We start from the raw sequence: 22,936 nt of genomic DNA on the forward strand, positions 1-22,936 counted from the left end.
CGGTTCTATAAAAGCTGGAAAATAACCGGTCAAAAAGATATCAAAAAATGGGATTATTCAAGAAGAATCCATTTGGGCATTATTTAATTTTGAAGAAGTGGTTGATCCGTGTATTCGGAGTACTCACCCACAGGAGGTATCGTGGTTTCAATGAACTGCACATAGAAGGTTCTGAGATCATCAAGAACCTCCCAGATACCAATGTACTTTTCGTTTCCAATCATCAGACCTATTTCGCAGATGTTACGGCCATGTTCCATGTGTTCAATGCCAGTCTTAGCGGGAGGGTAGACAGTATTAAAAACATTGGTTATATCTGGCAGCCAAAGCTTAATATCTATTATGTTGCAGCCAAGGAAACCATGAAGGCCGGTCTGCTTGCCAGGATCATGGCTTATGCCGGTGCTATTACCGTAGAAAGAACATGGAGGGCCAAGGGCAAGGAGATCAAGAGGGAGGTTAATCCCAATGATACTGAGAATATCGGTAAGGCCCTGGACGATGGCTGGGTGATCACTTTTCCGCAGGGAACTACCAAACCCTTTAAGCCAATTAGAAAGGGAACCGCCCATATAATCAAAAATCATAAACCCATTGTGATCCCTATCGTGATCGACGGCTTTAGAAGGTCTTTCGATAAAAAAGGTCTAAGGATCAAGAAAAGAGGGATCTTGCAGAGCTTCCAGATCAAAGAGCCACTGGATATCGATTATGAGAACGACAGTATCGAGGAGATCGTGAGCAAGCTGGAATATGCCATCGAGCAACATCCGTCTTTCCTGAAGGTAATTCCAACCGAAGAGATCAAGGCCATGGAAGACCTGAACGAACAGAGAAGGTGGGGCTACTAAACTAGACTTCAAATACCGATACTTAACCAAGTATATATTTCTGCCTTAAATGGGGCTTCAGGCGAAAGATCAAGAGGCTTTATATCCTCTAAATATTTTGATTAGGAATGCTTTTATTCTTCCCCAGAAATATCAAAATTTAAGCTCTAAGCTCTATTCCATTTCAAGCTTTTTAAGTTCCTTATAGTTCTTAAGAAGTCTTTTTAGCAAGATCCCGTAAACAACGCGGTAAATAAGCCAGATCACTCCCAGTAGAAGGCCTAGTGCCAATAGGGTTCCTCCAATAAAGATGAGCCATTGGGTAGCATCAAATTCCATATTTGCATTATCTGCCGATTCTACAGCGTGGTTCCTTATCATCAGGAAAACCGTGATCAGGAAAACCACTCCGCTGGAAATAAGAATAAAACCTATATAGTATTTCACCGTTTTTCGGGTCTTCAGGATATTCTTCATAAGCCTGGAAGCACTATCTGTAGTAGAGATGCTTTGGTAATTCTTGTAGAATCTGTAGATGAAATAAAAGGTTATAAGGTAACTTACAATGTAGACTATAATAGTGAATTCGGTAAGCTGGTATTTCTCCATCTGTTGCCAGTATTCTTCATCTGCCAGGAAAATGTTCAGGACAGCTCCAAGAAGGAATTCAAGGATGCTAATCACAAAGATCCATTTAACGATAGACGAGGATCGCTTCCAGATCATTTTATAGATTTCATCATAGGAAAGGTGGGGCAGGTTCTTCTCCTGCTTCTTCCAATCCTGTTTTAGTAGGTCTAAATCATCCATATGTCACTAAGGATTAATGATGTTCTTCAATTTTGTTTTTACCCTGTTCATTTTTACTCTCGCATTCACTTCAGAAATCCCCAGGGTATAAGAGATCTCTGCATAGTTCTTATCTTCCAGGTATAGAAAGACCAGGGCCTTGTCTATATCGTTCAGCTGCTTTATCGCATCGTACATTAGCTTAAGGTGCCTCTCGGCCTCATCATCATATTCCTCCGCCTTTATCTTGAAATGAACCGTATCATAATCCTGGGTACGGATGCTCCTTTTTTTCTTTCGGTATAAGGTGATCGCTGTATTCAGGGCCACCCGGTACATCCAGGTACTGAATTTTGAATCACCCCTGAACTTTGGATAAGCCTTCCATAACTGTATCGTAATTTCCTGAAAAAGATCATTATGAGATTCCTGATCATTGGTGTAGATACGACATATCTTATGGGCAATGTTCTGGTGCTTCTCCAGGTTGGTTACAAACTGATGCTCTAATTCTTTGTTCACGAATGTTTGGTTAGCAAGTAATAGGTAGAAAAAATATAGGCTATGTTACAAAAAACTTTAATTTAAAGTTAATCCATCCTCCATTCCCTTCATAAATAGTAAATTTGGGTAAAACCAGCCGAACTTATGAATATCCCAAGAACTGACTTACCCAGAGTAGTGATAATTGGAGGTGGTTTTGCCGGAATTGCACTGGCCCGAAAGATCCTGAAAGAGGAGATGCAGATGGTGCTGCTGGACAGGCATAACTACCATACGTTTCAACCCTTATTATATCAGGTTTCTACCTCGGGACTGGAACCAGATTCCATAGCATACCCACTTAGGAAGATCACCCGGTCCAGCAAGAAATGTTTTTTCAGGCTTGCCGAGGTGACCTCAATTTCTGCAGAAAAGAATACCGTACATACTAGTATAGGCGATCTTGTTTATGATTACCTGGTGATCGCCACAGGATCCAAAACCAATTTCTTCGGAAATGACAGCATCGAGGAACATGGAATGTGGATGAAGACCGTGCCGCAGGCGCTGAACATCCGCAGTCTTATTCTCGAAAACCTTGAACAGGCCACCATTACCGAAGATCCCGAAAAAAGAAAGGCATTGCTCAATTTCGTCCTGGCGGGTGCCGGGCCTACAGGTGTAGAGTTGAGTGGAGCTATTGCTGAACTTCGTAACCATATCGTTCCAAAAGATTATCCAGACCTGGATCCTAACGAGATGAATATCCATCTTTTAGAAGGCCTGGACCGGGTTCTACCTCCTATGAGCGAGCATGCCTCGAAAAAAGCTCAGGAGATGTTGGAAGAGCTGGGGGTAAAGATACACCTGAATACCATGGTGGAGAATTATGATGGACATCTGGTTAAGACCAATACCGACCTGGCCATTAAGACCGAGACCTTTATCTGGTCTGCAGGGGTTACCGGTGCTCCGGTAAAAGGCTTAAACGCCTCGGCCATGGTAGAGAAGGCCAACCGCTACCAGGTGAACGCATTTAACCAGGTGAATGGCTATGAAAATATTTTTGCCATCGGGGATATCGCCTTGATGCAAACTGAAGAATTCCCTAAAGGTCATCCTATGGTGGCCCAGCCGGCCATTCAGCAGGGAAAACACCTGGCCAAGAACATCAAGCATTTAATAAGGGGGGAGAAGCTGGAACCATTTGAATATTTTGACAAGGGGACCATGGCTACGGTAGGTCGGAACCGCGCGGTGGTAGACCTGCATAAATGGAAGTTCTCTGGTTTCTTTGCCTGGTTCGTATGGATGTTCGTGCATCTATGGTTCCTGGTAGGTTTCAGGAACAGGACAGTTACCTTCTTTAACTGGATCTATAATTATATAAATTTCGATAAGGCGGCAAGGCTGATCATAAGGCCTTTTAAAGGTCAGGAAGAGACCATGACCCTGGATGAGGATAAAGTATAAAAGTAAAGCCCCGCAAATTGCGGGGCTTTTTTTATTATCTGTTTTCTTTGATCTCCTTGTTATAACTCGAAGCCAGATCGGTCTTTTGCTTTTCGGTCAGGGCTTTCCCCGCCATCTGGAAAACCTCATGTTCTTCCTCATCTAAATGATGTATCAGCTGGTGCTGCAGTTCCTTGGCAATCTTTAGCCAGTTAGAAGCATCCATTTCAGTATCCTCAAGCTGCTCTACCAGTTCATCCATTTCGTGGTGTTCTGCTACGCTATGACGGGCTTTTTCCTGGGTTAGGTCCTTTTCCATAAGCGGGACGTAAAAATGTCTTTCTTCCGCATCTTCATGTATCTTCAATTCATGCTTAAGATTTTCGAAGATCTTTTTTCTCTCTTCTGTTTTGCCTTCTGTCTCTATAAGTTTGGCAATGAGGTCACGCTGGATCTCATGCTCCTGTCTTAGTGCTTCAAAAATGGTCATTATTTAATTTTTTGGATTTCATCCAAGTTATTCAATTTAATGTTAAAGAATAATTAATTTTAAAAACGAAAAGCCAAAATTGAGATAAGACTACAATTCAGTATCGAAAATCAACAACTCAGTATATTGAATTTCGGTTTACTGAAGTTTGAGGGCAAATTTGTACATAGAATATATAATGAATGACACATTTATTTAAAATACTAAGGATTAGTATAGCCATTACCCTGGTTCTTTTTTCGGTCCAGATAATTTTCGACAGTGAGGAGTCTTTTGGTGCGCTATTAGAATTAAAGACCTGGGGAACCTATTTTTTCTACTGTTTCGTGCTTACGGCTGTGAACAGCATCTATTTTATATATTTTGAGAGGAAGATAGGCTGGGAGGATGCCAGCTTACGTACTATCCTGCTGGCTGCCGGAGGCTCTGTGATACTCACCTTATTATTTTATTTTCTCTGCCGCCTCACAGATGAAACTCTATTTAAGGGGCGAAGTCTGCAGGAATTCATGGATGGAGAAAGGATCTATTATTATTACGGACCTTTACTATTCATCACCATTATTTCCCTCTTTTTCCACTTGGTGTATTTCTATAAGGCACTTCAGGAAAAAAAGGTAAAGGAGCAAAAGATCATTGCTGGTACGGCTTCAGCAAAATTCGACGCCTTAAAGAACCAGCTGGACCCACATTTCCTGTTCAATAGCCTTAACGTGCTGGCTTCGCTAATAGATGAAAATCCGGACCAGGCACAACGGTTCACCACAGCTTTATCAAAAATATACCGTTACGTTTTGGAACAAAAGGATAAGGAGTTAGTGAGCGTAAAAGAGGAACTGGCCTTCGCCAGCACTTATATGAAACTGCTCAAGATGCGCTTCGAGAACAGTATCTTTTTCGAGATCCCTGAAGAGTTATCGAATGAAGACGCCAAGGTAGTTCCTTTATCCCTGCAATTGCTGTTGGAAAATACCATCAAGCATAATATAGTAAGCGAGGACAGGCCTTTAAAGATCAGAATATTCGAGGAGGATGGGAACCTGGTCGTTGAGAACAATTTTCAGAAAAAAGAGGTGCTGGGCAATCGCAAGGGCGTCGGGCTTCAGAATATCGTGAACCGCTATCACGTGGTGACAGATCGCAAAGTTCTAATAGAACAAACCGAAGATAATTTCAGGGTTAAGCTACCCATATTAACTAAACAAATTTCAATTATGGATACTAATGAGATCAACCAGGAGAATGCTTATTTCAAAGCAAAACAGAGGGTGAAGGAGATCAAGGAATTCTATGCGAACCTTATTTCCTACTGCGTGGTAATACCATTCCTTATTTTTATTAATTACTATACTTACTGGAATTTTCAATGGTTCTGGTTCCCGCTATTCGGCTGGGGAATAGGTCTTACCGTACATGGATTTTCGGTATTCGGTTACGGCAGCCAATGGGAAGAACGAAAGATCCAGGAATTAATGGAAAAGGAACAACAAACTAAATCGTGGAAATAATGGAAAGAGATTATAAAAAGGAGTTTAGCTACAAGGCAGCTCAAAAAAAGGTAAAGGATATAAAAGGCTTTTATGTTCATCTGCTGATATTCATTGTTATAAATTCTGCCATATTGGTCCTAAGCACTCGTGATACCGGTTTTATCCAAGGCCTTACTGAATGGTCTAATTATTCAACAATATTTTTCTGGGGTATTGGTCTGTTAGCACATTGGGCCGGTGTTTTTGGACCTAATATCATGTTTGGTAAAAACTGGGAGGAAAAGAAGATCAGGGAATTGATGGATAAGGATAAAAAACAACTCTGGAAATAAACTTAAAAAATCATAGTGATAAACGTAATTATTATTGAAGACGAAAAGCCTGCTGCCCGCCGGTTACAGCGTATGCTTTCAAAACTGAACATCGAGGCCGAAACAATGCTGCATTCGGTAGCCGAAGCGGTAAGCTGGTTTAACTTCAATGAACATCCAGATCTTATTTTCCTGGATATCCAATTAAGCGATGGGGTTTCCTTTGAGATCTTTGAGCACGTAAAAACCGAAGCAGCGATCATCTTTACTACCGCTTATGATGAGTATGCACTAAGGGCTTTTAAGCTTAACAGCATAGACTACCTTTTAAAACCTATAGATGAAGAAGAGCTGGAAGCGGCTATCAATAAGTTCAGGGCAACGAAAAAATCTACAAACGGAATCGATGTGAATGAGCTGAGGTCCTTACTTACCCAAACCGGGAATGTAGAACGGTCTTATAAAACACGCTTTACCGCTCAGGTAGGTCAGCATCTGAAACTCGTAGAGACTGGGGATATCGCCTGTTTTTATTCTGAAAATAAGGCTACCTATATACATTGTTTCTCCGGAAGGAATTATCCTGTGGAGATACCTCTGGAGCAGCTTGAAAATGATCTAGACCCAGAAAAGTTCTACCGCATTAACCGGAAGTGTATCCTCAACATCAACGCCATAAAAGATATCGTTTCTTATACGAATTCCCGCCTGGAAATAAAACTTGAGAATTTTGATGAATTCCAGCTTATCGTAAGCAGGGAAAGGGTTAAGGACTTTAAATCCTGGCTGGATAGCTGATCCCTAAATGTTAAAATTGGAGTTTTTAAAACCGCACTGCATCTGCCTCCGTATATCTTGATACAACTCTAAGTTTGTTTGAATAATTTTTGGTCGAATTATTTTAAATTGAGTTTTTGATTTTTTTGGTTGGTTAGATGCTTAGAAAGAAGACAGTTCCCTCCGGAACTTTTCTAAGTATTTACAAAAGTAAGCCCCACGACAGTGGGGCTTACTTATTTTATATCATTTACTTAATTAGGGAGCTGCTGCGACTACCCCAAGTACATAGAGCTGATCCATGGTTGGCGATTCGCTACCACCTTCAGGCTCCAGGGTGATTCCAAAGGCCTGCGATTCGTTCGCATTCTCCAGGGCAAATATCTTATTGTTGTCTGCCGCAAAGTCCTCAAGCAAGCCTATGCTGGTGGGAGTTAACGGTTCGAGCTTTAGAGACCAAACCTGGTAAACTTTTCCACGTGGTGGTTCCGGCAGGTTCTCGGCATCTATATATGCCTTGTTCTCTTGTTTATTCCAGTAAACCGCGGCATAAGCTCCCGGAGCGGCCTGCTGTCCCTGTAGCTGTATCTTAGAAACATTTTTATCTCTAAGTACGGCTAGCAGTTCCTCGGTTTTTTCAGCATCCTCGCGGGCATCAGCGATCTGTTGTTCCAATTTAGCCGATCTCGCTTTTTCCGAACTAAGCTGTTCTCTTAGGTTGTTCTTGTCTTCAAAAACAAAGAACAGACCTACAAGCAGGGCAAGACAGGCTGCCCAGCCAATATAGGCCACCCAATCGGTCTCTTTTTTCCTTTCTATATTGATCACCGTGCCATCAGGCTTGTTGCCGAGTTTTCTTCTAATATTGGCCAGCAATGCTTCTGCATCATATTCCGGTGCAGCGGTGGCAGAAAGTTTCTGCAATGCCAATTCGATCTCTTCCACCTCCTGGCGAATTTCAGGGTGTTCCTTTAGCACTCTGCTCACTTCACGGCTTTCAGCCTCGGTAAGGGCGCCGTAAACGTAGAGTTCTAAAATTCCCGATGATATGTATTCTTTTATATCCATGCTTATTCTGCTAAGATTTCCCGAAGTTTATTGATACAGGCCCTGTTCCTTGTTTTAACGGTTCCCAGAGGCATATCAAGCTCCTCGGCGGTTTCTTTCTGGGTGAATCCCTTAAAGAATAAAAGGTCGATCAATTTCTTACAAACTGGCTTTAGAACATCTATATATTTTTTTATTCCAATAGCGTCTGCTTTTGCTGAAAAGTTTGACCTTGTCTCCAGAATATCTACGAAATTATCTGCTGCAAGGTTTTTCTTATCATTCTTATGGCTTTTAGATCGTAAATGGTCTATAGAGGCATTCCTGGCGATATTCAGTATCCAGGTGAAGAATCGTCCTTTATCTGAATTGTAGGAGGAGGCATTGTTCCAGATCTTTAGAAAAACATCCTGAAGGATCTCTTCAGCTATCTTTTCATCATGTAGAATACTGTAAATGATACCATATATACTTTCTGAATACAATTCATAAATACGTTCAAAAGCACGCTGATTGCCATTCTGTAGTTCAAGGATTAAACCGTCCTGCTGCATAAATTTTATTTGAGGAATTAAATATAGGTTTAATATGTATATAAAAAAAGCGGCCCGAAGACCGCATTGTATAAACTATACTTAAATTTTATTATTTCTGGATCACTCCACAACCTACACGGGTACCGGCAGCTCCAGATGGTTGAGAAGTATAATCGTCTACACCATCATGTACGATAACGGCTTTCCCTAAAATATCTTTTTTAGGATCACCACATCCTATACACCACTCGTCTGTGCTCATGTTAACGGTTCCGTTGCCATTAGCATCTACTTCAAAGTTACCTATATCTCCTTTGTGATAACCATCATTGCTTCCCCATTTTCCGTGCTTGGCATCGGTTGGGTTCCAGTGACCACCGGCTGACGAACCATCGGCAGCTGAACAATCTCCTTTTTCATGAAGGTGAATAGCGTGCTTACCTTCAGCAAGACCAGAAATGATAGCGGTCATGGAAACTTCTCCATCCTCTTCAGTGAATACCACGTTCCCGCTGAGTTTGGAATCGCTAACAGACTTAAGGCTTACCTTAACCTTCTTAACCTCTTTTTCTTCCTTTTTCATTTCTTTTTCAGAAGTCATTTCGGTCTCGGACTGCTCATCCATTTCTTTTTCTTTTTTCTCATTCTTACATCCGGTAAAAATCAGTCCGGCACAAAGAACAATAGACAAACTAATACGTTTCATAGTGTTTCGATTGGTTTAAATTGTTATTTATAGCTCTAAATTAATTTTAATAAGAAGTACAGCCAAAGATTTAAGGATAGCTTAACAGAGCAGCAGAATTGGTGTTTTCAGCTAGGAGTCCTTTAACCGCGTTTTGATCTGACCTTTTGTAGAAAGGGTTTTATGTACCGGGCACTTATCTGCGATTTGCATAAGACGTTCTATTTGTTTTTCATCCAGATCTCCTTGTATGGATATCTGCCTTTCAAAAGTATCTATCTTGGCCTTTTCATCTTCGCAGTTCTCGCAATCTTCTGCGTGTTTTTTGGAATAGTTCACATGTGTTTCCACATTATCTAGAGGCCATTCTTTTCTCCGGGCATACATATGTATGGTCATGGAGGTACAGGCCGCAAGTCCGCTGGATAGCAGTTGGTAAGGAGTAGGCCCCAGGTCGCTTCCACCTGCCTTTTCGGGTTCATCGGCGACCAGATGATGTTTCCCCGCGGTTATTTGTGTGGTATAGCCATCAGCTCCCAGGTTGGCCATCACTTCATGGTCTGTCTCCAGTTCGGGTACTTCCGGTCTGCTAATATACCTGGAAGCCCAGGCGGCGATCACCGTACCGGCATATTCTGAATCGACCTTATTGCTGAGCATGTGGTCTGCACCGTCCAGGGAAATGAAACTTTTTGGATGCCATGCCGACTTGTAAAGCTCTTCGGCATGATTAATAGAGACAATTTCGTCCTGTGGGGAATGTAGAATGAGCAGGGCTTTTCTTATCTCTTCAAAAGCGGCCCCATCTTGGTTGTCCCGAAGGTTGTCCAGGAACTGCTTTTTGATATTGAAACTTCTTCCACCGATATTTACCCTGGCCTGCCCATCTTCTTCGATCTGTTCCAGGCTGGATTCAAAATGTTTTTCTAGATGGGACAGGTTAGAAGGGGAGTTGATGGTGACCATGGCCTTAACCGATTCTATCTCTTTTGAGGCAAAGAGCGTAGCCGCACCTCCTAGGGAGTGACCTATCATCAGGGTGGGAGGGGTATATTCTTCCTTCAGAAAATTGGCCGCAGCGATAAGATCTTCAACATTGCTGGAAAAATTTGTGTCTTCAAATTCACCCTCGCTGTCCCCAAGGCCGGTGAAATCGAATCTTAAAACTCCATAGCCTTTAGAGGCCAAACTTTTACTGATATTGGTAGGAGCATGAAAATTCTTATTGCAGGTAAAACAATGTGCGAAAAGCACAAAATTTTCAGGAGTTGCATTGCTGGGAAGTTCCAGCACTCCTTTTAATTCTTTCGATTCTGAATTTGTAAAACTTACTTCTAATTTTTTCATACCCTTAAGTTTAATATTGAATCCTTGAATATCAAGAATAAAAAAAGCCGCCTAAACGGCAGCTTTAATTTAGATAAAATCTTCCTAAAGTTCCTTGATCTTTATATTTCTGAACCATACTTTATCGTCATGATCCTGGAAGGCGATCTTTCCTTTACGGGTAGAACCAAAATCTTCCCAGTCCTTGAATTTGGAGTTTTCAACCATCTCTTCCCATTTCTCGCCCTGTAAAGGGAATTCGGTGATCCTGGTGCCATTAAGCTCGACCCAGCCAATATTTTCATCATAATTTATATGTATCACTTCCTTGTTCCACTGGCCGGCAGGTTTAGTAACATCCTTGCTAGGCGGTACCATATCGTATAAAGCTCCGGCAGTACGAGTTGGTCCGTTTTTCGCATCGGGATGATTCTGGTTATCCAGTACCTGAATTTCCGGGCTTATAAAATAAGGTTCATCATATTTGTCGGTTTCCTTTACTCCCCACATAATACCGCTGTTGCCACCTTCAGAGATCTTCCATTCCAGGGATAATTCAAAGTTTTCGAACTCATCCTCGGTAATAAGGTATTCCTTGATCCTTTGGTCACCCTCGGCTGGGGCAAAGGCTATGGCTCCGTTCTCTACTGTCCACTGGCCTGAGATGGAATCCCGGTTATAAGCCTTCCAGCCCTCAAGATCCTCCCCGTTAAAGAGGGGTTGCCATTCATCCTTCGCATTTTCTTTGGTAGATTCCATTTCTTCAGTATTGGAGAGCTCGGTTTCTTCAGCCTTTTCGCTTTCATTCTTACAGGCCGAGAATATGAGTAAAGAGCAGCCAATTAGCATTAATTTTTTCATTCGTTTTCTGGTTTAAGTCCTAAAATTCTTTTGAGTTTATTTTTATCTATTTCAGATCCTGAGAAATCGTCGAAGCGTTTTTGGGTGGCTTCAATAATATGTTTTTCGATAAATGGCGCACCTTCCCGTGCTCCCTGTTCCGGGGATTTTATGCAGCATTCCCATTCCAGTACTGCCCAAACATCGCAACCGTACTCGGTCAATTTTGAAAAGGCAGTCTTAAAGTCCACCTGTCCATCTCCCGGGTGCCGGTACCTGCCGGCACGATCTTTCCAATCTCCAAACCCACCGAACATTCCTTTTTTGCCCGTTGGATTGAATTCGGCATCCTTTACATGGAACATTTTTATATAATCATGGTAGTGATCTATATATTCTATATAATCCAGTTGTTGTAAAACGAAATGACTGGGATCATAAAGGATGTTTACCCTTTTATGATTATGGGTTGCATCCAGGAAACGTTCAAAAGTAACCCCATCATGCAGGTCTTCCCCAGGATGGATCTCGTAACATACATCTACACCCTGTTCGTCGAATTCGTTCAGGATGGGAAGCCAGCGTTTTGCCAGTTCAGCAAATCCCATCTCGACCAAACCATCTGGTCTTTGTGGCCAGGGGTGGGCAGTATGCCACAGGAAGGACCCGCTGAAGGTGCCGTGAACATCAAGTCCCAGGTTCCGGCTTGCCTTGGCTGCAAATTTCAGTTGCTCTATCGCCCATTCTGTCCTCTCTTTGGGATTGTTCTTATAAGCTTCAGGAGCAAAATTATCGAACATGATGTCGTAGGCCGGATGAACGGCTACTAGTTGTCCCTGTAAATGCGAGCTTAATTCGGTTATTTCGAGTCCGTAGGAATTTACCTTTCCTTTTAGTTCATCACAATAGGCCTTGCTTTCAGCTGCTTTTTTCAGATCGATAAGCCTTGTTTCCCAGGTAGGGATCTGTATCCCCTTATATCCCAGCTCGGCAGCCCATTTGCACAGGCCATCCAGGGAATTGAAGGGTTCGTTATCGTCCATGAATTGAGCCAAAAATACAGCCGGTCCCTTTATAGTCTTCATTTTCTAATAATTTATATTAGTCTTGCATTTTGATCCATACATTGCCCTTTTTGTGAGAAGCAACGCTCTTCTCAATAAAACTCATTCCGCGCAGGCCATCATTAAGTTTAGGGTAAGCGCCTTCAAATTTAGATTGGTCTTTAATGGCCATGGCAACCCCGTAATAAATGTTTCCCATGGAGTCGAAGATACCTTCGGGATGTCCTGGAGGCAGTTTTGTTCCTTCCAGTGAAAATTCACTAAGGAATCCGTGCCCAGGTTTAATAACCTGTAGGGGCTGATCTTCTTTCATAAGATACAGGTAATTTGGATTTTCCTGTTCCCACTTAAGCCCTCCTTTATCTCCATAAATTTGCACGGTGAAATTGTTTTCCTCACCGGTAGCGATCTGGCTCGCGCGAAGCACTCCTTTTGTATTTTTTCCAAACCTGAGCAGGACGGTTCCATCAATATCCATCGGGTTATCCTCGTATAGGTAATTAAGGTCTGCGAGTATATTCTCAACCTTCATTCCGGTAACATACTCAGCCATGTTAAAGGCGTGTGTGCCAATATCGCCAATACAGCAGCTGATGCCCGATTTTTCAGGATCCAACCTCCAGGTAGCTGATCTTCTCTCCTTGTCGTGGATCAAAGGATTTATCCATCCCTGGTAATATTGAACATCTACTTTCTGGATCTTGCCTATATCGCCATTTTCGATCATGGCTTTCATCTGCCTGATCATAGGATATCCGGTATAGGTATAGGTTACCGCGAAGATCGCATTAGTTCTTTGCTGAATCTCGTTCAGTGTTTTTGCTTCCTCATAAGTTGTGGTAAGTGGTTTTTCACAGATCACATTAAAGCCATTTTCCAGCAGTTGCTTGGCCATGGGGAAATGAAGGAAGTTCGGGGTTAGAACCGAAACAGCCTGCATTCGTTCTGCCTCAGGAAGCTGTTTTTCTTTTTTGATAAGATCATCCAAGTCCTTATAAACCCTGGATTTATCCAACTGAAGTTTTTCGCCGAATTTTAGGCTTTTTGCATGCTGAACATCGAATACACCTCCTACGATTTCGAACTGGTCGAACATATTTGCCGCCACGCGATGCAGAATTCCGATGAGCGAATCTGCTCCTCCTCCCAGGATACCAAGTTTGATCTTAGCCATAATGTTGTCTTTTATATTTCTATATCTTTTTTATCGATCTTTTCGTTCTTAAAAAATAAGGCAAAAAGTAGCATTACTCCAAATGCAAATGCTGCAGGATATAGCCAGATGGTTTCCCAGGCATGCATTTTTTCTCCGGTGAGATAAGCATTGGTAATAAGTCCGGCCACATAGAAGCCGATGAGCATTCCCACACCGTATGTAGCCAGGGTGATCAAGCCCTGGGCTGAACTTTTATATTTTGAACCCGCTTTAAAATCTGTATAGATCTGTCCCGAAACGAAAAAGAAATCATAACAGATCCCGTGCAGGGCGATGCCGATAAGCAGCATAAAGATAAGTTCGCCAGAATTACCATAGGCAAACAGCAAATATCTTAAGGTCCATGCAAGCATTCCGGCAATAATGGTCATTTTAAAACCAAATTTCTTAAAGAAAAACGGGAGCAGAAGCATGAATAATACTTCGGAAACCTGGCCAATGGTCATAAGTCCAGTGGGGTTATTTACCCCGATCTCAGAAAGAAATGGATTGGTATTCTGATAATAAAAAGCAAGTGGAATACATATTAATACCGAAGCCACGAAGAACATAAGGAAATTCCTGTCTTTCAATAGGCTTAAGGCATCAAGACCCAGGGTCTCCACGATACTTACTTTTTTAGACCTGTCGGCCGTAGGTGGGGTTTTGGGTAAAGTAAAACTGAATAAGCCCAGGAAAGCGGAGGCGATACTCACCATTAGGAAAGTGTACTTAAGCATTCCTTCCTGTCTCGCTTCAGGAGCATCCCAGTAGAAAAGATAACTAATTACCAGTCCTGCCACGATCCATCCAATGGTTCCGAAGACCCTGATAAAGGAGAATTCCTTGGCAGGATCTTTCATCTGGTTAAAACTAACCGAATTCACCAGGGCAAGGGTAGGCATGTAAGCGATCATATATCCCAGTACCAGGGGGTAAAATTCAGTAAAATCTGTGCTTATATACATGAGGTATAACAATACGGCCCCGATGAGATGAAGAAAACCGAGAATCCTTTCCGCATTGAAGAACCTGTCGGCAATTAGGCCTATAATAAAAGGAGCGATGATAGCTCCCCAGGATTGAGTTGAAAAGGCTGTGGAAATCTGAACATCGGTAGCATTAAGATTATAACCCAGGAAGGTACCCAGCGTAACAAACCAACCTCCCCATATGAAGAATTCCAAAAACATCATCAGGGAAAGTTGAAATCGTATAAGTTTACTCATAATTCAGAAATTGGTTTTATAGTTTTCTACCGGCTTTGATTAGCAGATCCTTTGTTTTTTGGATACCCTCCTTTGCAGAGTCCTCTTCACCTTCAAATTCAACCCCTATATATCCGCTGTACCCACCTTCTTTTACGATCTTAAGCATTTTTTTATAATCTATTAGTTCCTCTTCTCCGGTAGAATTGAAGGTGTAAGATTTTGCACTAACCGCTTTGGCGTATGGCATCATTTTCTCCACACCTTCATAGCGCGGGTATTCCTCCACACAATCTGCATCCCACCTGGCATCTCCTTCACGTTTAAGACAGAAATTTCCGAAATCTGGTAGAGTCCCACAGTTTTCCATGTTCACCTGTCTCATCACTTCTACCAGAAGGTCGGCATTAGAGGAAAGCAGTCCGTGATTTTCAACCAGTACGTTTATATTCTTTTCTGCCCCATAGGCTGAAAGTTTTTTCAAAGCATCTATAGAGTTAGCCTGCCATTCTTCAGGGATGTCACTTCCAAAAAGGTTTACCCTTATTGAATGGCAGCCAAGGAAACTGGCCGCATCTATCCATTTTTTATGATTTTCTACCGCCTTATCCCTCTCGGTCACATCATTTGCGGCAAGGTCACCTTCGCCGTCTACCATGATAAGCACGTTCCTCATGTTATATTTTTCGCTGCGAGCCTTCAGGGTGTCTAGTATTTCCTGCATTTTCCGCTCTGGATCTTTGGCATCTTTGAGCTTTTCTGAATAGAAGCCGCTCACGTACTCAATACCTTCAAAACCCATTTCGCTGGCGGTCCTGGCAAAATCCAGAGGATCTATAGTTCCATCATGGATCAAAGGATGCAGGGACCACTGGGCGAGTGATAATTTAAAAAATAACGCATCGGCAGGTTTTTCAGACTTTGTAATAGCGGATGCTTTATCCTCATTTTCAGATTTTTGTTTACAAGCAGTAAAGCTCAGGAATAAGGAGAAAAACCCTAAAATAAGAAAGGTCTTCGACGACATTATGTTCATTTTGGAAGATTTATGGTGAAAAGCTACAATTCTTTAAAAAACTCAAATTTAAAAGTAGTCTTTTTTTTAAAGATGTAAAATAACAGGGATAAATTTATATATTTGATAGACTTCGAACTTAAATTTTATCAATAAACCATAGAATTGTGAGTAACTATTATGAAAATGACAATTACGATGCGATAGTTGTTGGCACTGGGATCAGTGGTGGCTGGGCTGCGAAGGAGCTTTGTGAAAAAGGATTCAAAACTTTGGTTTTGGAGAGAGGAAGAATGGTAGAGCATGTTAAGGACTATCCTACCATGAACGATGACCCTTGGGATTATAAGTACAATGGAAGGGTGACCCGTGAAGAGGAGAAGAGGCAATTCAAGCAGGCCAGGACCGGGTATACCGTTTCAGAAGCTAGTAAGCACTGGTTTGTTGATGATATCAAACACCCTTACAATGAAGTAAAAAGGTTCGACTGGATGCGTGGTTACCATGTGGGTGGCCGCTCTATTATGTGGGGCCGCCATAGTTACAGGCTAGGCGATATAGATTTTGAAGCGAATAAGCGAGATGGGATCGCCATAGACTGGCCCATACGTTATAAGGACATCGCACCCTGGTACGATTACGTGGAATCTTATATAGGTGTCTGTGGAGAAAAACTGGGTTTAAGCCAGTTGCCAGATGGACAGTTCCTGCCACCCATGGAACTTAACTGTGTAGAAGATCATTTCAGAAAAAGTATCGCGGAGAATTTTGGGGGCCGTGTAATGACCTCGGGCCGGGTGGCTCATATAACGGGTGACAAGAAATTTGAAGGTAGGTCTAAGTGTCAATTCAGGAACAGGTGTATACGCGGATGTCCTTACGGGGGATATTTTAGCAGTAATTCCTCTACATTGCCTGCAGCAGAAAGGACAGGGAACATGACCTTGCGACCAAATTCGGTTGTTAGCCAGGTGATCTATGATGCAGATGGCAAAAAGGCGACCGGGGTGAAGGTAATCGATGCCAACACCAAGGAGGTTATGGAATTCAAGGCCAATGTCATTTTTCTATGCGCTTCGGCCGTGGCCTCTACCAGTATTTTAATGCAATCCAAATCTGACAGGTTTCCAGACGGAATGGGTAATGATTCAGGCGAACTGGGACATAATGTGATGGACCATCATTTTAAGGCCGGAGCTTCCGGTAATTATGATGGTTTTGAAGATCAGTATTATAAAGGAAGAAAACCTAATGGAATTTACCTGCCCAGGTTCAGGAACCTGAACGGCAATGATAAGGACCTGAACTTTATTCGTGGCTATGGCTACCAGGGAGGTGCCAGCCGCACTAACTGGTCAGATAGCATTGCAGAAGCTGCGTACGGAAAAGAATTAAAGGATGCGATCGTACAACCTGGTGGCTGGAACATGGGAATTATGGGATTTGGGGAAACCCTGCCTTACCACGAGAATAAAATGAGCCTTGATTATGATAAACTTGATGAATGGGACCTTCCTACCGTGACCTTTGATGCTGAATTCAAGGAGAACGAATTGAAAATGCGCGAAGATATGGTTTCCCAGGCCGTAGAAATGCTTGAAAAAGCTGGTTTTAAAGACGTAGAAGGCTATGATGATATTGGTGCGCCTGGATTGGGTATCCATGAAATGGGTATGGCCAGGATGGGGCGTGATCCCAAGACCTCAGTTCTAAATGGCAATAACCAGGTACATGGAGTGCCTAATGTATATGTGACCGATGGTGCTTTTATGACCTCTGCGGGTTGTCAGAACCCGTCTCTTACCTATATGGCCATGACGGCCAGGGCGGCAGATCATGCCTCCAAAAACTTCAAAAAGTCTAATGCTTAAAATTTAGGATTATGAAAAGAAGACAGGCATTAAAAAATATGGGGCTGGGAGCAGGAATCTTTGTTCTTGGGCCTTCAGCTCTTAGTTTATTGCAAAGCTGCAAAAATGAACCGGAATATGACTGGCAACCGGTGTTTCTTACTGCCTCTCATGGTTTTGCTCTAAAGAAGATCCTGAATGTTATTCTGCCTAAGACAGACACCCCGGGAGCTTTAGACCTTAATATCGCCCAGTTCATAGATTCTTACATGGAAGAAGTCGTAGACCTGGATGAAAGAAAAAGGTTCCTTAAATCTGCCGATGCATTTTCTGAGGCGTTCAGAAAAGAATACGATAAAGAACAGGAAGAAGGCAGTGATGAAGATTTCGAAAAGATCATCCAGAAATATTTAAAGGCCAGTCCGGCAGAAAAGCAGAAGTACGCAAAAAGGAATACAGAGACCCAGGATGCCATGCGTCAGGATGTCGAGATCGAATTAGATCCAGATGCCGGCGCCTATGATTATCTTACAAATGTGAGGGGAGTAGCAATCTGGGCATGGAAGAATACAGAGGAAATTGGTGAAAATGTAATGTGGTATGACCCGATTCCCGGGCAATATATTCCTTGTGGACCGGTAAAAGATTTAGGAAATGGTAAGGCCATGTCTTTATAGTTAAGCGTTAGAATTTACTGGCTAAAATACTGATTATCAAATATTTAACACATGTTGTTAAATCGCTGATTTTGAAATATTTAGAAGAAAATTATGGATATCATAATCATAGACCTTAGGAAAGCTTCATATTCCCAAAACAATAATTTTTAGGGTGAATGTTTGGTTATTCCTCAGTTTAAACAAAATATAATTTTAATTTTTTTGATGAATTAGTTAACTTATTAACAGATATTTATATAAATTTAGTACCATTCAGAAAAATTCTGAATTACTCCAACTAAAACTTTTTCTTATGAAACAAATTATCTTCAGGGGCTTTTTGTTTGCAGCTATCTTCCTCTTTTGTGGAATGGTAAATGCACAACAAACGGTCACCGGAACAGTTACAGATGAAACTGGTCCACTTCCCGGCGCAACCGTCGCGATTAAGGGGACTTCTACAGGTACGACTACCGATTTTGATGGTAATTATACTTTAAATGATGTGCCAGAAGATGCCACTCTTGTATTTAGCTTCGTAGGTTACCAAACCCAGGAAGTTGCCGTAGATGGTCAAACAACAATCGATGTAAGTCTTTCTACAGATGCTTCAGAACTGGAAGAAGTGGTTTTGATCGGATATGGTCAAACTACTGTAAGGGATGCAACCGGTGCCGTTTCATCAGTGAAGGCTGAGGAATTCAATAAAGGTATAAACACCTCTCCAGACCAGCTATTACAAGGTAGGGTAGCCGGGGTTCAGATAACCCAGGCCAGTGGAGAGCCAGGGGCTGGAGCCAACATAAGGGTTCGAGGTACTTCTTCTATTCGTGCAGGAAACGATCCACTGATCGTTGTGGACGGTGTCCCATTAAGCGGTGGCGGAGTTAGCCCGGGATCTGATGTAGGTCTGGGAAGAAGGGGTAGTACAAACCCGCTTAATTTCATAAACTCCAGTGATATCGCGAGTATAGATATATTAAAGGATGCTTCGGCAACCGCTATCTATGGTTCTCGTGGTGCTAATGGTGTTGTGATTATTACCACCAAGGGAGGTAGAAGCGGAAAACCACAGATTAGCTTTAATTCTTCCTTCCAATCTGGAACTATTTCCAATGAATATGATCTAATATCCGCAGACGATTATCCTGGAATTGCTGGAGACCTGGGAAATCCTAATCCAGATCTAGGTGCCCGATTAGATCCTTTAGGTTCTATTCTAAGAACTTCTTTCACTCAGCAGCATGACTTTTCGTATGGTTCTGGTGGTGAGACCGGAAATTATAGAATTTCATTGGGTATGCTAGATCAAGAAGGGATTGTAAAAGGTACTGGTCAGGAAAGGTATAGTGGTAATATTAATATTACCCAGCGTGCCTTTAAAGATAGGGTGACTTTCAAATCGAATATCATTTATTCCCATATTAAAGATGATGGAGAAGCTATATTTGAAGATGCTTCTGCAGAAGGGGATTTAATGTCCTCTACCTTGAGATGGAATCCAACCCGACCTTTTTTCAATGCTGATGGCACCTATAACCAGCCAAGTGATAACCAGAGAAACCCTCAGGCTTTCCTTGATTATTTTGAAGATAAAACCGAAACCTCAAGGATCCTGGCAAATTTATCTGCTACGGTAAATATTATTGAAGGCCTTGATTATAAATTCAGCGTAGGTTTAGACAGAAGTGAATCTACTCGTAGGACAGCTATTTCTTCCGACTTTGAGGCTAATAATATTATAGGCCGTGGGGTAGCTTCTATTGAGGATAATTATAACTTCAATAAGCTTTTTGAACATACTTTAAACTATAATTCAGATATCGCCGCAGACCTGAAGCTTGATGCAGTAATAGGTTACTCTTATCAGAGCTTTGAATCTAAAGGGAATAGTTTGATAGGTCGTGATTTCAGTATTGCAGATCAGGACAAATATATTAAGGAAATAGGTTATGCAGCTACCTTCCAGCCTAACGATATTCTGGCTTATTACAACCCATCCTCAGAGTTACAATCATTCTTTGGAAGGGCCAACCTTAACTGGAAAAGCAAGTATCTATTAACAGCTACATTAAGGGCTGATGGTTCCAGTAAATTTGGATCTAACAATCAGTATGGTTATTTCCCATCTGTAGGTGCGGCCTGGAAAATCGATGAAGAGGGCTTTTTGCCAGAAGCAATATCAACCTTTAAACTGAGAGGAAGCTGGGGTATCACTGGTAACCAGGAGTTCCCGGCAGGTTCAGCACAAACCCAATTTGGTCCTACCGATGATGGAACTGCAGTACAGCAGGTAAATGTGGCGAACCCAGAATTACAATGGGAAACTACCGAACAGTTTGGTGTTGGAATCGATTTTGGATTCATAAACGACCGTATTACCGGTTCATTAGATTACTTTAACCGAACAACAAACGACCTTCTTTTTAGATTACCTGCAATCCAGCCGGCTCCAGATGTGGACTACTGGACTAACTTTAACGATATCGGGATCGATAACGAAGGTTTTGAGATCTCTTTTAATGCCAGTTTGATAGAAAATGATGATTGGACCTTTGATGTTTCCTATAACATGGCGTTCCTTGATAATTCTATTACAAACGTAAGCAATCAATTCCCAATTGGTATTCCAACTGGTCAGGTTGATGGTAGAAGTTTAACCGGTCAACGATCACAGTTACTATATGATAATCAGCCGTTATATGCCTTTTACCTTCCTATTTTTGATGGATATGACGAAAACGGAGCTCCAACATATGTAGATGTAAATGGTGACGGAGTCATAAACCCTAATTTTGATGGACCTGGTCTAACTTCAGATAGGACTTTCGTTGGAGATCCTAACCCTGATATAACCCTAGGTTTTGCGTTAAATGCAACTTTTAGAAACTTTGATTTTAATGCAAACTTTAACGGTGCTTATGGTCACGAGATCTATGACAATACTAAAGCAGCATTATTCTACAAGGCAGCAGTTGCCAATGGAGATAATGCTACCTATGCAGCCGTAAATTCTGGTGCCGATCCTGATAATGGAGGACCGTTCCTTTCTACAAATGACCTTCAAAGCGGGGACTTTTTAAGGTTGAATAGTGCCGCAATAGGTTATACCTTTATGGGAGAGGATGATTTTAATGTGAACTGGATGAATTCCCTGCGTGTTTACGTAGCAGGACAGAATTTATTCGTGATTACTCCTTATGATGGTTTCGATCCTGAAGTGAACGTAAACAAAGCGATAGACGATGTTCCATCATTTGGTATCGATTATACTTCTTATCCAAGAAGCAGAAGCTTTACGGTAGGAATAAATGCAAATTTTTAATAAAATATTCTTATGAAAAAAATACTATTAATATTACTTGTTAGCATTCTGGCATTCGGGTGTACTACCCTGGATGAAGAATTAAACGACACGGTAGATAGTGACGTTGCCGCTACAACTACCAGTACCGAGTCCTTACTCGAGTCGGCCTATCAGGCTATGAGAATGTTCGATACCCAGGATAATATTTTTGCCCTGCAGGAACATACTTCAGACGAACTAGCGGGACCAACTCGTGGACCAGACTGGGATGACGGAGGTGTATGGAGAAATTTACATACGCATAGCTGGGCCAGTTCCAATAACTTTATCAATAGTGCTTATACAGGTTTGTTAAGCGGGATTTTCCGTTCAACCCAGGTGCTGGAATTTGATCCGAGCCCTGAACAAGCGGCACAGGCCAGATTCTTAAGAGCTTTCTTCGCTTTTCACCTGGTAGATAATTTTGGACTTGTTCTGGGAAGAGAACCTGGCGAAGATCTTACTACGCCACCTTCAATTACTCTAAACAGGCCTGAAGGTATTAATTTTGTAATTTCAGAACTGGAAGAGATCATAGATGACCTTCCGGATAATGGTGATCCTACAGTTGCCAATCAAAATGCAGCTCATTTTCTGCTGGCAAAAGCCTATTTGAATAAAGCAGTCTATATGGATACCAACGAAAACAATGGTGCAAATCCAGGTCCATTTAGCTTTGATGCTGCAGATATGAACACGGTGATAGAGCATGTGGATGCCATCATAAGTTCCGGAGATTATGACCTGGAAACCATGTATTTTGATAACTTTTCTCCTACTAATACAGATGACAGTTCAGAAAATATCTTTGTTAGTGAAAATGTGAGAGGTAATAATCCAGCGAATACGCAATCCAGGTGGCATATGACCCTGCATTATAACAACCAGCCAGATGGATGGAATGGATTTGTGACCTTGGCTGAAATTTATGATCTGTATGAAGATGGAGACATGAGAAGGAATTTTACTCCAGATTACTTCGAAGGAAATACCGGGATGAATGCCGGTTTCTTACTGGGTCAGCAATTTGCAGCCGATGGTTCTCCTCTAGAGGATAGGAATGGAGATCCTTTAGCATTTACAAAGGATTTCTCTTTGACAGCCTCTAGTGAGGTGGCAGGTATCAGGGTGATCAAGTATCCTGTAGATTTTCAGAGCATAGGGTCTCCAGGAAACGATTATGTGCATTTTAGGTATGCAGATGCCCTTCTCATGAAAGCTGAAGCTATCTTGAGAGGTGGTTCCGCAACTATGGGAGATACGCCGGAATCTTTAGTGAATAGTATAAGAGAGCTAAGACAAACTTCAAACCTGGCAAGTGTAAGCCTGGATGATATTCTGGACGAAAGAGCACGGGAATTATACTGGGAAGGATGGAGAAGGAACGACCAGATTCGTTTCTCTACTTACCTGGATGCTCATTTTGAGAAACCGGAAACTACAACAACTTATTTGTTATTCCCAATTCCACCAGATGCTCTTGCAACGAATCCAAATTTAACACAAAATCCAGGTTATTAATTATCAGTTGATTAGCCTAAAA

Annotated in this window: 21 protein-coding genes; 9 read left to right on the top strand and 12 right to left on the bottom strand. The window is 41.9% G+C overall.

Going from position 1 to position 22,936, the window contains the following annotated elements:
- Positions 1-47: 47 nt before the first annotated feature.
- Entirely contained in the window at positions 48-851 is an 804-nt protein-coding gene (locus tag FLP08_RS08130; RefSeq protein ID WP_156275798.1) for a lysophospholipid acyltransferase family protein, read from the top strand.
- Between the two features lie 153 nt (positions 852-1,004).
- On the opposite strand, the gene FLP08_RS08135 is transcribed toward FLP08_RS08130, so the two are convergent.
- Complete coding sequence (locus tag FLP08_RS08135) at positions 1,005-1,640, bottom strand: DUF8845 family protein (RefSeq protein ID WP_156275800.1); 636 nt, start codon at positions 1,638-1,640, stop codon at positions 1,005-1,007.
- Between the two features lie 6 nt (positions 1,641-1,646).
- Positions 1,647-2,141, bottom strand: a complete 495-nt coding sequence (locus FLP08_RS08140) for a sigma-70 family RNA polymerase sigma factor (RefSeq protein ID WP_162430995.1) — start codon at positions 2,139-2,141, stop codon at positions 1,647-1,649.
- Between the two features lie 126 nt (positions 2,142-2,267).
- Between FLP08_RS08140 and FLP08_RS08145 the strand changes: the two genes are divergently transcribed.
- Positions 2,268-3,575 carry an NAD(P)/FAD-dependent oxidoreductase gene (locus tag FLP08_RS08145; RefSeq protein WP_156275802.1) on the top strand — a complete coding sequence of 436 codons (1,308 nt, stop codon included), beginning with the start codon at positions 2,268-2,270 and terminating at the stop codon, positions 3,573-3,575.
- A gap of 34 nt (positions 3,576-3,609) precedes the next feature.
- Here FLP08_RS08145 and FLP08_RS08150 read toward each other — a convergent pair whose 3' ends face one another.
- Positions 3,610-4,044: a hemerythrin domain-containing protein gene (locus FLP08_RS08150; protein ID WP_156275804.1), complete on the bottom strand. Its 435-nt coding sequence runs from the start codon at positions 4,042-4,044 to the stop codon at positions 3,610-3,612.
- A gap of 182 nt (positions 4,045-4,226) precedes the next feature.
- On the opposite strand from FLP08_RS08150, the gene FLP08_RS08155 reads away from it, so the two are divergent.
- The 3 genes from FLP08_RS08155 to FLP08_RS08165 are packed head-to-tail and all read left to right on the top strand — an operon-like array spanning position 4,227 to position 6,643.
- A complete protein-coding gene (locus FLP08_RS08155; RefSeq protein ID WP_156275806.1) occupies positions 4,227-5,552 on the top strand; it encodes a 2TM domain-containing protein in 1,326 nt (441 codons plus the stop codon).
- Entirely contained in the window at positions 5,552-5,866 is a 315-nt protein-coding gene (locus FLP08_RS08160) for a 2TM domain-containing protein (RefSeq protein ID WP_156275808.1), read from the top strand. Before FLP08_RS08155 ends, FLP08_RS08160 begins: the two co-directional genes overlap by 1 nt.
- An 18-nt stretch (positions 5,867-5,884) precedes the next feature.
- Positions 5,885-6,643, top strand: coding sequence for a LytTR family transcriptional regulator DNA-binding domain-containing protein (locus FLP08_RS08165; protein ID WP_162431013.1), 759 nt, complete (start codon positions 5,885-5,887; stop codon positions 6,641-6,643).
- A 237-nt stretch (positions 6,644-6,880) separates the two neighbouring features.
- On the opposite strand, the gene FLP08_RS08170 is transcribed toward FLP08_RS08165, so the two are convergent.
- From FLP08_RS08170 to FLP08_RS08210, 9 genes are all read right to left on the bottom strand, one after another.
- Complete coding sequence (locus FLP08_RS08170) at positions 6,881-7,690, bottom strand: anti-sigma factor (RefSeq protein WP_156275810.1); 810 nt, start codon at positions 7,688-7,690, stop codon at positions 6,881-6,883.
- A 2-nt stretch (positions 7,691-7,692) separates the two neighbouring features.
- Complete coding sequence (locus FLP08_RS08175; RefSeq protein ID WP_156275812.1) at positions 7,693-8,223, bottom strand: RNA polymerase sigma factor; 531 nt, start codon at positions 8,221-8,223, stop codon at positions 7,693-7,695.
- Between the two features lie 91 nt (positions 8,224-8,314).
- Positions 8,315-8,911 carry a superoxide dismutase family protein gene (locus tag FLP08_RS08180; protein ID WP_156275814.1) on the bottom strand — a complete coding sequence of 199 codons (597 nt, stop codon included), beginning with the start codon at positions 8,909-8,911 and terminating at the stop codon, positions 8,315-8,317.
- A 111-nt stretch (positions 8,912-9,022) separates the two neighbouring features.
- On the bottom strand, positions 9,023-10,237 hold the full coding sequence (locus FLP08_RS08185) for a bifunctional alpha/beta hydrolase/OsmC family protein (RefSeq protein WP_156275816.1): 1,215 nt from the start codon (positions 10,235-10,237) through the stop codon (positions 9,023-9,025).
- An 84-nt stretch (positions 10,238-10,321) separates the two neighbouring features.
- Positions 10,322-11,077, bottom strand: a complete 756-nt coding sequence (locus FLP08_RS08190; protein ID WP_156275818.1) for a 3-keto-disaccharide hydrolase — start codon at positions 11,075-11,077, stop codon at positions 10,322-10,324.
- A complete protein-coding gene (locus FLP08_RS08195) occupies positions 11,074-12,141 on the bottom strand; it encodes a sugar phosphate isomerase/epimerase family protein (protein ID WP_156275820.1) in 1,068 nt (355 codons plus the stop codon). Before FLP08_RS08195 ends, FLP08_RS08190 begins: the two co-directional genes overlap by 4 nt.
- A 16-nt stretch (positions 12,142-12,157) precedes the next feature.
- The gene (locus tag FLP08_RS08200) at positions 12,158-13,297 is read right to left on the bottom strand and encodes a Gfo/Idh/MocA family protein (RefSeq protein WP_341485010.1); all 1,140 of its coding nucleotides are present in this window, start codon (positions 13,295-13,297) and stop codon (positions 12,158-12,160) included.
- Between the two features lie 8 nt (positions 13,298-13,305).
- Positions 13,306-14,544 (bottom strand): MFS transporter, encoded by a 1,239-nt coding sequence (locus FLP08_RS08205; RefSeq protein ID WP_156275824.1) that lies wholly within the window; start codon positions 14,542-14,544, stop codon positions 13,306-13,308.
- A 16-nt stretch (positions 14,545-14,560) separates the two neighbouring features.
- Positions 14,561-15,550 (bottom strand): sugar phosphate isomerase/epimerase family protein, encoded by a 990-nt coding sequence (locus FLP08_RS08210; protein ID WP_238388468.1) that lies wholly within the window; start codon positions 15,548-15,550, stop codon positions 14,561-14,563.
- A gap of 155 nt (positions 15,551-15,705) precedes the next feature.
- On the opposite strand from FLP08_RS08210, the gene FLP08_RS08215 reads away from it, so the two are divergent.
- The 4 genes from FLP08_RS08215 (at position 15,706) to FLP08_RS08230 (ending at position 22,914) form a co-directional block, all read left to right on the top strand.
- The gene (locus tag FLP08_RS08215) at positions 15,706-17,409 is read left to right on the top strand and encodes a GMC oxidoreductase (RefSeq protein WP_162430997.1); all 1,704 of its coding nucleotides are present in this window, start codon (positions 15,706-15,708) and stop codon (positions 17,407-17,409) included.
- 11 nt (positions 17,410-17,420) lie between these two features.
- Positions 17,421-18,065, top strand: a complete 645-nt coding sequence (locus FLP08_RS08220) for a gluconate 2-dehydrogenase subunit 3 family protein (RefSeq protein WP_156275828.1) — start codon at positions 17,421-17,423, stop codon at positions 18,063-18,065.
- A 295-nt stretch (positions 18,066-18,360) separates the two neighbouring features.
- Positions 18,361-21,372 carry a SusC/RagA family TonB-linked outer membrane protein gene (locus FLP08_RS08225; RefSeq protein WP_156275830.1) on the top strand — a complete coding sequence of 1,004 codons (3,012 nt, stop codon included), beginning with the start codon at positions 18,361-18,363 and terminating at the stop codon, positions 21,370-21,372.
- A gap of 12 nt (positions 21,373-21,384) precedes the next feature.
- On the top strand, positions 21,385-22,914 hold the full coding sequence (locus FLP08_RS08230) for a RagB/SusD family nutrient uptake outer membrane protein (RefSeq protein ID WP_156275832.1): 1,530 nt from the start codon (positions 21,385-21,387) through the stop codon (positions 22,912-22,914).
- Positions 22,915-22,936: the final 22 nt, after the last annotated feature.

This window comes from Christiangramia aestuarii (genome assembly GCF_009735585.1).
GTDB classification, from domain to species: domain Bacteria; phylum Bacteroidota; class Bacteroidia; order Flavobacteriales; family Flavobacteriaceae; genus Christiangramia; species Christiangramia aestuarii.